Source organism: Chamaesiphon sp., from assembly GCF_041737865.1.
In the GTDB taxonomy this organism is placed as follows: domain Bacteria; phylum Cyanobacteriota; class Cyanobacteriia; order Cyanobacteriales; family Chamaesiphonaceae; genus Chamaesiphon.
On record NZ_JBGSQZ010000224.1, the window covers coordinates 1 to 11,438 of the forward strand.

General features: G+C 41.3%; 12 protein-coding genes. 5 read left to right on the plus strand and 7 right to left on the minus strand.

Annotated features, from left to right (window positions below; translation table 11 throughout):
- Nucleotides 1-455 precede the first annotated feature (455 nt).
- On the plus strand, nucleotides 456-695 hold the full coding sequence (locus ACEW9J_RS16970; RefSeq protein ID WP_373546288.1) for an AbrB/MazE/SpoVT family DNA-binding domain-containing protein: 240 nt from the start codon (nucleotides 456-458) through the stop codon (nucleotides 693-695).
- A complete protein-coding gene (locus ACEW9J_RS16975; protein WP_373546289.1) occupies nucleotides 689-1,024 on the plus strand; it encodes a type II toxin-antitoxin system PemK/MazF family toxin in 336 nt (111 codons plus the stop codon). Before ACEW9J_RS16970 ends, ACEW9J_RS16975 begins: the two co-directional genes overlap by 7 nt.
- A gap of 174 nt (nucleotides 1,025-1,198) precedes the next feature.
- Here ACEW9J_RS16975 and ACEW9J_RS16980 read toward each other — a convergent pair whose 3' ends face one another.
- A complete protein-coding gene (locus tag ACEW9J_RS16980) occupies nucleotides 1,199-1,492 on the minus strand; it encodes a hypothetical protein (protein ID WP_373546290.1) in 294 nt (97 codons plus the stop codon).
- A 29-nt stretch (nucleotides 1,493-1,521) separates the two neighbouring features.
- Nucleotides 1,522-2,904 carry a MobQ family relaxase gene (mobQ, locus tag ACEW9J_RS16985; RefSeq protein ID WP_373546291.1) on the minus strand — a complete coding sequence of 461 codons (1,383 nt, stop codon included), beginning with the start codon at nucleotides 2,902-2,904 and terminating at the stop codon, nucleotides 1,522-1,524.
- Between the two features lie 281 nt (nucleotides 2,905-3,185).
- Between mobQ and ACEW9J_RS16990 the strand changes: the two genes are divergently transcribed.
- Nucleotides 3,186-3,638 carry a hypothetical protein gene (locus ACEW9J_RS16990; protein WP_373546292.1) on the plus strand — a complete coding sequence of 151 codons (453 nt, stop codon included), beginning with the start codon at nucleotides 3,186-3,188 and terminating at the stop codon, nucleotides 3,636-3,638.
- On the opposite strand, the gene ACEW9J_RS16995 is transcribed toward ACEW9J_RS16990, so the two are convergent.
- Nucleotides 3,615-6,686 (minus strand): Tn3 family transposase, encoded by a 3,072-nt coding sequence (locus ACEW9J_RS16995; RefSeq protein ID WP_373546293.1) that lies wholly within the window; start codon nucleotides 6,684-6,686, stop codon nucleotides 3,615-3,617. The two genes, ACEW9J_RS16990 and ACEW9J_RS16995, sit on opposite strands and share 24 nt — an antisense overlap.
- 146 nt (nucleotides 6,687-6,832) lie before the next feature.
- Between ACEW9J_RS16995 and ACEW9J_RS17000 the strand changes: the two genes are divergently transcribed.
- Both ACEW9J_RS17000 and ACEW9J_RS17005 read left to right on the plus strand, forming a co-directional pair.
- The gene (locus tag ACEW9J_RS17000; RefSeq protein ID WP_373546294.1) at nucleotides 6,833-7,393 is read left to right on the plus strand and encodes a recombinase family protein; all 561 of its coding nucleotides are present in this window, start codon (nucleotides 6,833-6,835) and stop codon (nucleotides 7,391-7,393) included.
- Between the two features lie 122 nt (nucleotides 7,394-7,515).
- A complete protein-coding gene (locus tag ACEW9J_RS17005; protein WP_373546299.1) occupies nucleotides 7,516-8,076 on the plus strand; it encodes a hypothetical protein in 561 nt (186 codons plus the stop codon).
- A 298-nt stretch (nucleotides 8,077-8,374) separates the two neighbouring features.
- On the opposite strand, the gene ACEW9J_RS17010 is transcribed toward ACEW9J_RS17005, so the two are convergent.
- The 4 genes from ACEW9J_RS17010 to ACEW9J_RS17025 form a co-directional block, all read right to left on the minus strand.
- Nucleotides 8,375-8,773 (minus strand): type II toxin-antitoxin system HigA family antitoxin, encoded by a 399-nt coding sequence (locus tag ACEW9J_RS17010; RefSeq protein WP_373546295.1) that lies wholly within the window; start codon nucleotides 8,771-8,773, stop codon nucleotides 8,375-8,377.
- On the minus strand, nucleotides 8,774-9,298 hold the full coding sequence (locus ACEW9J_RS17015) for a GNAT family N-acetyltransferase (protein ID WP_373546296.1): 525 nt from the start codon (nucleotides 9,296-9,298) through the stop codon (nucleotides 8,774-8,776). It abuts the gene before it with no gap.
- Nucleotides 9,299-9,301: 3 nt separating this feature from the next.
- Complete coding sequence (locus tag ACEW9J_RS17020; protein ID WP_373546297.1) at nucleotides 9,302-9,598, minus strand: DUF1778 domain-containing protein; 297 nt, start codon at nucleotides 9,596-9,598, stop codon at nucleotides 9,302-9,304.
- A 1,096-nt stretch (nucleotides 9,599-10,694) separates the two neighbouring features.
- Nucleotides 10,695-11,438: DUF3987 domain-containing protein (locus tag ACEW9J_RS17025; protein ID WP_373546298.1), on the minus strand; the 744-nt coding region annotated here is incomplete at its 5' end.

Consider the following 11,438-nt stretch of genomic DNA (forward strand, 5'->3'; position numbering starts at 1 on the left):
CCTCATTCTGTTTCCAGCAGTTTGAGATTAAAAATATTTATTCAATCTCCTTTTTCATTAACTAAAGCCTATCTTTTTCGTTCATCTTTCACTCCATTGAGCTACCATTGTTGTCATGCGTAACTTATTCAGCAAGCCCTAAATAGGCGGCGGCTTCTTCTTTATTCATTGGAGTTTAACGACAGTGGGTGACACACAATCCCGACATGTCGGGATACTTTATATTAACCTTGAATGTGAGTATCCCGACACTGGGTGACAGGAGGTGTCGGGCACTGTCGGGGTAGCTAAAGTATCCAGTTAAATTAGATTGCCAGAGTGCATCCTCGCCATTGGCTACCGATAAATACTAAAAATCATTGTACTTGCGGTGAGGATACGCTCTGGCAATCAGCCCCGAGCGCGTGTACCAGTAATTAACATGATATACTTTAGATATCATTTGCACTTGAATCATGAAGACTCAAATCGGGCGATGGGGTAACTCATTAGGGATTAGGATTCCTAAATATATTGCTGAGGAGCTGGCCCTAACTGTAAATGGGGAGGTCGAATGTCGGCTTGAAAATGGCATGATGATGGTTTGCCCTGTAAATAAGTATGGCAAATACACTCTCGCACAACTAATTTCTCAGGAATTAGAAGACGAACCCGAAGTTGATTGGGGACAAGCAGTAGGAGATGAAGAATGGTAGAGTACATTCCTTGTCGAGGAGACTTTATCAGGATCGACTTCGATCCGCAGTCTGGTCACGAACAGATGGGCAATCGTCCCGCACTGGTGGTTAGCCAAAGTGAGTTTAACCAGTATCGCGGTTTTGCTTTAGTTTGCCCGATTAGTAATACTAAGCGGCGAAATCCTTTCTATGTCACTATTCCAGTAGATCTACCCGTTACTGGCATAATTATGACCGACCAATTACGGTCGCTGGACTATCGATCGAGAACAGCGGTATCTCTTGGTACTTGTCCAGAAGATTTACTCACAGAAGTTTTGAACCGAATCTATCCAATCTTGTTTTGATTTTTTACTGCTATCACCAATCGCGTGTGCCAGTTGCGATCGAATGCAGCCAGTTTCGGGCGAAATTACCGTAACCGAACCAAGGGTGTGATAATCAAATCGCTGTAGCTCAGTCCTGTATTAGGATGTGGAAGTTAAGCATTCGACACGGCGTTTTACCACATGCTTGGAATATTATTTCCAACATCTCATGTCATAAACTTTTAAACTATTATCTAGATCGTGCCCTCCACGATCTATACAGCGATAAGTTTGCCCATCAATCTTAGTTTTTCTAGCATTTTTAGGAACTGTTTCTAGGCTTTTCCGAAATGCCTCTAGTTTCGCTGGCGTATTAATCTCTCGATAGTTATCGGGCAACTCACTCCGATCGCGTCCCTTAAACATTCCTGGATCGTCTGGTTGTGCTTGGACGATCGCGGCAAGCGATAGAGTTATAGCGATCGTTAACAAAGAAACTTTTTTCATTGCTGCTTTATAAAGTTGGTCTGACTATATCACAAAGATAGATTTTTACTTGCTAATAATTTAGTGACATTGATTTTAGGATTGTCAATAATAATAATTTCAGAATCATCAATAATTTCAGAGTCATCAATAATAGTGTCCTGACATAACTCTAGCTCTGGTTGCGCCTGTTCCGACTGCTCTAATTGTGGTTCTGGCTCGGCTTGATGCTGTTCCCCCTCCTTTGCCTGTGCCTGTTCTCGCTGCTGTTCTTGGTCAGTCAGGATATTGATAGATTTTGCTAAACCCACCTGATATTGTTCAAGACTAAATGATCGATCTATTAACAGTGCCTCACATGTACTGATATAAACGATCATTGCTACATTATCCTGATACTTAATTTTGATCTCCTTCTGTGCTATGTGTATTTGTATTTGATAGTTACCAGCTTTATAATTAGTACCCATTCGATCCCCTATTTCCAAGAGCGTCCTAACAAGCTGAGGATCGATATCTTTCTTCAAACTCCATTTTATACGTTCTGGTTCTGAGGTTTTTGCAACAGGTTTAGGTGTAAATTCAATCTTTTCGTAAAACTGGCTCTTATTCCTTTCTCGATCGCTTACTCGGCGATCGAACTCTGCCAGTTGATTCTCCAGATCGCAGGTCGCTGATTCTGACTTGTAAATCTGCTCCAGCTTTTCGCGAATACCATGATTTGCGACATCGATCCGATCGTATTTGTCGCCTAGCTCTGACGCAATCCCTTTTTTTCGCATTGCCGCAGCCTCAGCACCTAAATGGATCTGAGGAATAGTCTCAATTCCACGATCGGCGTTACTCCGATGGTCGATTTGGATGTCTGGATATCCAGCATTAACTAAATATTGATTTGCAGTTGTTGCCCAATTCTCTCGATTTTTAGTAAACGACACTGCATCTTTCCAGTCATTCCATTGGCGGTTTTTTTTGCCGAAACTCACATCTCCTTTCTCGTCAATTTTAAGATCTCGCATCGTCACCATGATATGAGCATGGGGATTTTCTCCATTGAGATGGTGGAAATTGATATCGGCAATCATGCCCCGATCGACATAGTTTTTTTGAACATAATCACGAACTAACGCAATCTGATTGTCTCTGCTTAATTCGCAAGGTATGGCTACTGTTATTTCTCTCGCTAATTGCGCGTCGCCTCTCTTTTCTGCGGCTTCAACTTTATTCCACAACTTCTCGCGATCGGTTATCCAATCGGCTGCAACTGGAGTCAAAATCACTGAATGATCTACTCCAGATTTGCGAGTATAGTCATGGATCAAGCCCGTTCGCTCATCCGTTAACTTATCCCCGGAGCGATAAGCTGCTGCTGCAACTGCTGACTTGCCAGCCGACCTTTTTACGACGGATACACTATTGTGATAAATTGCCACAATGTTTTTGCAAAATGTTGGTGCTATGTTCCGACCCCGTAGGGCGCACCATTCCTACGGAATGTATAAGTGCGCCCTTCCTTCGTCATGAGTTTAATTAAATTATGGCTTACTGAATACGGAACTAGGATGATCTCTGTCACTATTTTTAGACTTTGTTTGCGGCTGTTTCTATTATTGTTAGCAATTAGATCTAGCTGCTAAACTCTGGTGTTTATACTTAGATAGATCTAATATCACAATTGTTAAAATGTAAGTAGTGATAATTACAAATTAAGATTGTGGATAACGATTTAACACAGGAACAAGTTGAGAGTGAGCTGGCAGAATTAATCGAAAAGGATAAAGACAAAGGCAACGCTAAAAAAGAGCCTAAAATTAAAAAGCCCTTTGTCCCGAAGTCCAAAGAGGAAATTGAGAAACTGTCACGGCGCGAACAATTTGAGTACAAAATTGAGTTGTCACGACATAGAACCCACGAGCTTAAAAATGAGTATCAGAATTATAAGCAGCGAGAAAGTAAATCTACCAAATCGTTGGAGACAAAAAAACTAATTATTATGGGGAGATTTTTGGACACTCAACTACACAAACGCCCAGATCGAAAAGTGCAATATATGGTAGTGACAGGTCATCTCGATCAATATCTCACTGACGATGGCGATCGTGGGGTTTTTTGTATAAACCCTCGAAAAGGGGGATTCTGGAAATTAATGAGATGGGGCTTGGGTTAGCTGTTGAACGATGGCAACGAGATCGATCGAGTCAGAAAACTTCCGAAACTCATAGCGACCATATAAATTGATGTGCTGCCAAGCAACAGGAGAAATCTGTCTCAACACCTCAACCCCTTGAACATCGCCAAGTTGCTCTCGATGGTCGAGAACACTAGACAAGATCCTCGCATTGTAATAAAGAATACAATTAGCAATTAAACGTCCACATTCGCTCCACAATTGTTGTTCAAGTTCAGATTTAAAGCGTAACTTACCAAAATTAGCGTGAGAGATAGCTCGGCGTAACTGATGATAACTTTCACCCCGATTCAATGCCCGCTGAACATTTTGACGCAACGGTAAAGAGTCAATATAATCGAGCAAATACAAGCTTTTCAAAATATTGTCATATTCCCACAAAGCCCGTCTAGTCTTATTCTTTCGAGCATAAGCACTGAGTTTACCAACAATAATACTCTGAGTCGTTTCCTTCACCGCCAGCGAAACCATAATCCGTTGAATATTCTCCCATTCCTCCACAATTAATTCAGTATTAATTTTACGAACGGGTTTGATGACATAATCTTTATCATAATTACTGGGATGCTTAAATCCATACAAAGATTTAGTAACCTTGTCATGTATATCTTTATAACGTGGAGCAAACTGATAACCAAAAGAATGCAGCACCGCAAAATTAATCTCATTTGTACCGTGGGTATCAGTCGAATGAATCTGAGGCTGAATGTCAGTTGTATTGTTGAATAAAATATCAAACACAAAGTGGCTCTCATGCTCATTAGCCCCAATAATTTTGGCATTAACCGGAATATGATTAGCAACAAGTGTATATGAAACAACACCCTTATTTAGCCCAAAATACTTAGGAGAGTAACGGGAATTAATTGTATTAATCCGAGCCTCAAACTTCTGTCCATCACTACTAGAGTGAAGCATATTATCGATATCATAATGATGGAAGATTGATAACTCAGCGATAGCATTACTAATCAGGTCATTTGCCTCTTTGAGTGTTTCTAATCGAATAAAATTATCTGAGGTAGTGGTAAGTAGTTGATAGCTAATGTCAGAAATTTGACCCATCCGCACCATCCCCATATTATTACCCCAGGCAATCAAGCAAGCAATAATCACATCTTCATCTATAGCTTGTCGATGATAACGTCCTAAGATATGCTCGAAAGCTTTAATAAAATGGCAATCCTCATCCACAAAATGGAGAATGCTGGCAATATCAACTTGTTTCAAACCCTCAAAGAGTGGTGCATTAATTAAGTCAACACTTTGAGGATACAAAAGATTCCAGCGGACTTTCTCACGACGCTTCTTAATCTGAAAGTGCTCATTATCCCCGTCAGTAATGTGGCGATTAACTTCCTCGATCCGGTCTTCAAGATTTTTCTCAAGTGATGCTAAATGTTCGATAATTGGCTGGGTTAAAACAGTCAAATTATTGCTAATCATTAACGGGTGTTTGTCCTGCCATCTCAAATCATCAATTAAGTCATCTTCAAGACTCCGAAAATGAATGCTATTTCGACAAGAGATATCACCCGATTCTAATCCATTACGAAGTAGTCGATAGATTAAGAACTCATATCGATCTGGAATTAACTGCTGGTCTTGTTCGCTAGTACCTGTATAGAGATAGCCTGAAACAGAGGCTGGGATACATTCGATTGGAAATAATTCAGTCTGGAATTCCTTGAGTGGCTTACCCTTCTTGAAAGCTACTTCCAAGAAATTGATCGCTTCAATTAATGTATCCTGAGTTAGTGTTGTGGTAAAATCAACGGTTAATATTATCTGTCGCAAATGCAACTTAAACTGGTGAGATAACTTATCAATATGCTCCCATTGGAAAGCCGTTTCGTCAAAACTTACTGTCTTCACCATTCGCTCGGCAACAACAATCAACTTTGGGCGTGGTAGAATTCCAAAGATATTAGATTGAACTGCCTTAAAAGGTGTATCTGCTTCAATGCTTTCATCTGTCAACAGCTTGAGAACTTGTCCGGCTTTTTGGAAACTTTCATTGATTTCAAGATGACATTCATACAAACGTTCTTTAGCAACGCTTTTAGCTTCATCGCTATAATGTCTCACCTTGGAGATTAAACAGTTAATTAAATTGTCTGAGTGTCGTTGGTATCGATGATGAGCAAAACAGATAATGTAAATATAGGTTGTCCACTTATTCAGTTGTTTTAATCTAGCAACAGAGTAGTAATCTACTAGAGCAGCATAATATTTAATACTCTCATTGGATATCTCCATTTCTGGTAATAAGCTTTTAGCGATCGTGTAGAAAAAATATAATTGTTCACCCCGCCGAATCTCACCCTTGATTTCTTTGAGGCTAAAATTTCTCGGCTCTTGCTTCAGTTGAGTGATTTCATATAAGCCTGGTGATTCTTCTAATAGCTTGTCAAAGGCTGCGATTTCAGATGTCTGCAACCGATCGCATACAATCTTTGTCAATCTATTATGCTCGGCAGTCAAAGCTTGGCTAATGATGTCTTGCATCAAGGTATAACCTGGGATCACAATCTTTTGATCTGTGAGATAATTGATTAGTTCTCGAAATACATAGATAGGTTTGCTATAAACCTTTGCTGATTGCTGTGCTTTTCGTTCGAGTTCTTGACGCTCTTCTTTTCCACAAAGATGATAGCGATGAAGCTCGAGGATTAACCGCTGTTGTTTGAGCCGCGTCTGTTTATCAATAACTTTGATTCCACCAATCTGCTTGGCATTGAAGTGCCGCTCTATCACATACTGATAGTCATTTTCAACTTCATCAAGTGTAAATATAAAGAATAGATGCTTGGCTCTGAAATATCCCAATTGAAGAATGAAGTATACTTGAGATTTAATTGAGCCAAATACTTCAAGTATCTCTAAATCTGATTGTGATAGTGTGAAATATTCAATCTGGTCTTCGCTGTTAAATTTAGGTCGATTGTAAATACTCTCAATTTCATCAGTAGCCAAGATTTTCAACCGTTTTTCTTTACGGGTGAATTCAGTACCTTCATCTTTCATTTTGGCTACTCATTATTCAATTTTGTTCGTCTCAGAAAGTACACTTTCTGGGACATTCTTTAATTATGTCTCTTTCCATGTCTCAAAATATCTTTCTCTTAACCTTTAAGGCATAATGAGACATAAATACATCAGCAGGTGTTTGTATGGCTTTGGTTGGGTACGCAAGAGTTAGCTCGTCGGGTCAGAGTCTTGACGTTCAGTTGGATAAGCTCAAACATTGCGACAAGATTTATCAGGAAACACAAAGTGGTACCAACCAGCAGCGTTCCCAGCTTGCCGCTTGTCTGGAATATGTTCGAGATGGCGATACGTTGATTGTGTCGCGGTTAGATCGGGTAGCTCGCTCTACTCTTCACCTTTGCACGATCGCTGATGCTCTCCAGCGGAAAAATGTCGCTTTGCAGGTTCTCGACCAAAATATTGATACTTCTGATGCTACTGGTCGTCTGCTTTTTAATATGCTGGCGGCGATCGCTGAATTTGAAACTGAACTCCGCTCTGAGCGTCAGCTAGACGGCATTAATAAGGCAAAAGAGTTGGGTGTCAAGTTTGGAAGGAGTAAACGCTTATCTCCCCAACAGGTTGCGGAGCTTCAGCTTCAACGCCAACAGGGTGTTCTGATTAAAATCTTGATGAAGGACTTCGATCTTTCTAAGGCGAGTGTCTATCGTTATCTCGGAAAGTCTAGTTCGGAGGTACCATAAAACTCAGAATCCCCCTTTTCGAGGGTTTATACAAAAAACCCCAGATTGTCACCGAGCAGCTCCCCGCTCGGTTCAGTCCTCCCAAACCAGAGCGGGAGAAGTGGGGGGAGGTTAAGGATTATCTGACTGGGACTAAACGGCTCCCTGCTAAGTTAGTCGAGCGGTTGCATGAAGAGGGGTTAATTTATGCGGATGAGAAGGGAAAGTTAATTTGTTTGCACAGGGATTTTGAGGAAAGGGTGACAGGGGCAACAGCGATCGATCTGAGTGTGAAGGATTGTCCGAGTGAATCAGTAGAGGGATCTGGTTTGTCTGTGGGTTGGTATTATTTTCAATCTTCACCCCAGGGGAAAATTGACAAGGTTGTGGTGATGGATGACCCGCTGGAGGCGATGGCTTATGCAACGTTAAATCCTGCTGAGGAGACTATGTTATTTTTGGCAGGACATGAGGGAGGGTGGATGCCTGGGGATAAGTTACATCGGGTTGATGTGGTAGTGGGAAGTAAGGCGGAGTTTTATAACTTACCAGGGCTGGTTGAGTATGAATTACCTGTGTCGGGAAGTTGGGGTGAGGATTTGGAGGCTTATTTGGCTGAGTCGATTGAGAAGGTTTATCTGGTTAATGTGAAGGAGACTGAGGAGGAGGTTGAGGAGTCTTACGGCTATGAGATGGGGATGTAAATCGATTTTAAATTCGGCTTGGTTTTTCGTTCCCTATAGAAAACGAAAGAGTTTGGTTTGGCAATGTGACAAAGCCAAGATCGGTGAGAAGGTCGCCTCCACCAGCACCCGCCACACAATTCAAGTTATGGAGTTTAGCAAGCCGTAACAGGCGGGTCGCTAGTTACGGCTGTTTATTGTATGTCTTGATTTGCTTTTAAGCACTTTTTAGCCGATCTTACAAGGTTTTCAGGCTTTGACTGTTACCGATTTCGATTTGCTTTTAACCACTTTTACATCGATCGCTTACCCTAACAGGTTAAATAAATAATCCAGGCGAAACGCTAAAAAACTCACCTAATGCCTTGGCTTGGGCTTTACCGATCGCTCTTTTCCCATTAACCACTTCCGATACAACTCCCCGCGAACCAATTAGTCCGACTAGATCTGCTTGACGAGTATGATTAGATTCCATTAAATGCTGTAATAGCTCATGGGGAGCTACATTATCCATTGGATAATGCTCGGATTCATAATCTTCAATTAAAACAACTACCAGTTTTAAGAATTTTATTTCTGCTTCAGTCCGATCTTTTTTAAAGGTAAGATGTTCGGCTATCGCTAAAGCACGAGCGTATTCTGCCTCAGAATCGATCGCTTGAGGTACAAATTCAGCTAGTAACTGAGGATAATTGTTTCCACTTAATGCAATAGTCATTTACTCTGGTAAACCAAGTGAAGTAACAGCATCATTAATTTTAACCATCAAAGTTAAAGGTTCTAGTGATGAAGCAGTAAACCGATACTGTTCATAAAACTGCTTTGCCTCCTCAGAGATGGCATGGACAAGTATAGCTCTAATCCCAGCTATTTCTGAAGCCTTGAGCGTTCTCAAAATGGCATCCCGCAGTAGACCTTTGCCAATACCTTTACCTTGCCAACGACGATCGACGGCTAACCTACCAATGATCATCACTGGAATCGGATCTGGCATATTCCGTCGCACCTTACCTGTTGCTAGATTGTTTGCTACTGCTCCATTGGATAAGCAGTAGTAACCAACAACAACTTCACCAGCACAGACAACATAAGTACGGGATGCTCCTTCTGCTTCATTTCCTAAAGCTCTCCGCTTCAACCAGCTATCTAGTTGGTCGATACCTGAGTCAAAGTCTTCAATCTGGTGGGTTGAAGTCAATTTTTCCGGTGGACGAATAGGCTCTTGCCCTTGTTTACTTGCCACGAGTTATTCCCAAGGTGCTTTGGTGGTTAGCAACTTGTGTAGCTGTTCGTGATAGGTAGGGGGTTCATCTAGCAATTCTACAAACTGTTGAAATTTAACCTCATCTAGCCCAAAGAATCTCTGGTCTAGTAAAACGTCCTGGGCTGTCTTTTGAGCTGAATCAAGCATAAACTCCGAGCGACTCTTACCCTGTAGATCTGCTGCCCGATCGATTAGGTCGCGTTGATTTTTCTTAGCTCGGATGTTAATCGTGACATTTCGGGTTTCATTCTCTAAACCCTCGTCTACTGAGGCGTACATAGCACTTACTCCTTACTAGAGCAAAAATATTTGATTCGACCTAGAGCAGTACTTTTCTAATACTTTAGGGGACTCTATAACCAATATAGAAGTTTTGTCCGCACAATGTCAACACATTATCTTGGCTGCTATTTTTTAGTTTGTAGAAAACGCACTGACAACACTGACAAAATTGCTGAAACCTTTATTTTGAAAGGTTTAAAGGCTGTCAGTATAGCTACTGACAAAAATACTGACAGAACCTTTGTGATGGTGATTTAACAACGTTTCAGGTTTGTCAGTGCTGATGCTGACAAAGTACTGACAAAATCAAATTGATTGGAGACAGCCAAGACAGTTGATGATGTTCACGCAGTTTGTCAGTGAATTGTCAGTACCAATGCTGACAATTCTACAATCTTTACTGTGTCTAAGTTATGGCATTTTAGAGTTAAAACTTGTCAGTAGCAATGCTGACAGAGTATTTTGGCTCTATGATTAGCTTACAGAAGTTTTGTCAGTGTTGTCAGCATCTTTTCCTAAGATCTGAATTTGATATTGGCTGGAATCTGTAGATTTTTCATTTTCAACTCGAACAGAAGGAGTCCCCCGCTTTACCTGTACCCAGGTGAGCGGTGGAGTTTAGATACAAGCCCACACTGTAGCGGTACTCCGCTCAGTGTTGGGTAGTTGACATTCTTCCTTAGACAAAGTGCCAACAATGCCAACAAAAGCAACGAAATCCTTGATTTACAATGGTTTGATGCTGTTGGCAGTACTGCCAACATTCGATATTTTTATTTTTACTCTTATAAATTCCGGTGACAATGGTGACAAATCTTTTGAAATTAGCCTCTAGCAAGGGTTTAAGTCTGTCACCAGTGCTGGTGACAAATTATTACTATGAGCTTTGTAACCTCCTCCCAGTAAAGGTTTTAAGTTTGGCACCTGTTTGGCACCTGTTTGGTGACAAACTTGGAAAACAATATAGCCTCTCAATGTTTGTCACCAAGTTTGTCACCAGAAATAAAATAATCTGGTGCCAAACTTGAACTTATTGACTGTCAATGGTTTGACACCCATCAGCTCTATCTTTGTCACCAGCACTGGTGACACATCAGAATTGTTTAGAGGTAACAGTTTCAGGAGATTTGTCACCATTGTCACCGGAATTCTTAGAGATTAATATTTGATATTTTCTGGATTTAGGGGATTCTCCGTTAGAACTTGCATATCCCAAATCAACAACTGAAGCCATGTAGAGCCGCAGATTTTCTGCTGATAGCTTCTCAGCACTACTCCACCATCGACCAACATCTCTAGCTGTTATCCATCCTTTCCCTTCAAACTTATCGATAAACTTCAATATCCTCGATAGCTCAGGATCGTCAGTCAATCCCAATCGCTGATATTCGAGTAAAGTCTGCCCCAGCTCCCACTGAGTCCACTCAATTGCCATCGCCATCACCTCACCACTAATCGCCAGCTCAGGGATAACCCCTTGCTGTGCTGCAATCGCCCTGTGAACGATCAAAGCATTTCGACCCGCAATCCCCTCAGCCTTGGCATAGGTGCCTCTCAATAGCTCCGAAGCTTCCACCATCACCTTATCTTCCACATCGTCATGCCACACCTTCCAGAGCGTCTTAGCCGCATCTGAGAGGATATGTTCGATGACTGGAGCAGAGGATAAATTTGTGTAGAGAGTTAACAGACACTCAAATAGAGAAACCGAATTATGACTAAACGCATCAGTCTTAGTCTGGGGCAGACGACAAAACATAAATCGATTCCATAACCCATCCTCCGCACTAGAGTCATCCTTAATCATCTGAGCCAATACTGACGGCTGTAACCCCCC

Bases quoted from the DNA above. Each gene is read 5' to 3' on its own strand.
- ACEW9J_RS16970 (WP_373546288.1), top strand. From the start codon at position 456: ATGAAGACTCAAATCGGGCGATGGGGTAACTCATTAGGGATTAGGATT.
- ACEW9J_RS17010 (WP_373546295.1), bottom strand. From the start codon at position 8,773: ATGACTATTGCATTAAGTGGAAACAATTATCCTCAGTTACTAGCTGAA.
- ACEW9J_RS16980 (WP_373546290.1), bottom strand. From the start codon at position 1,492: ATGAAAAAAGTTTCTTTGTTAACGATCGCTATAACTCTATCGCTTGCC.
- ACEW9J_RS17020 (WP_373546297.1), bottom strand. From the start codon at position 9,598: ATGTACGCCTCAGTAGACGAGGGTTTAGAGAATGAAACCCGAAATGTC.
- ACEW9J_RS16995 (WP_373546293.1), bottom strand. From the start codon at position 6,686: ATGAAAGATGAAGGTACTGAATTCACCCGTAAAGAAAAACGGTTGAAA.
- ACEW9J_RS17000 (WP_373546294.1), top strand. From the start codon at position 6,833: ATGGCTTTGGTTGGGTACGCAAGAGTTAGCTCGTCGGGTCAGAGTCTT.
- ACEW9J_RS16975 (WP_373546289.1), top strand. From the start codon at position 689: ATGGTAGAGTACATTCCTTGTCGAGGAGACTTTATCAGGATCGACTTC.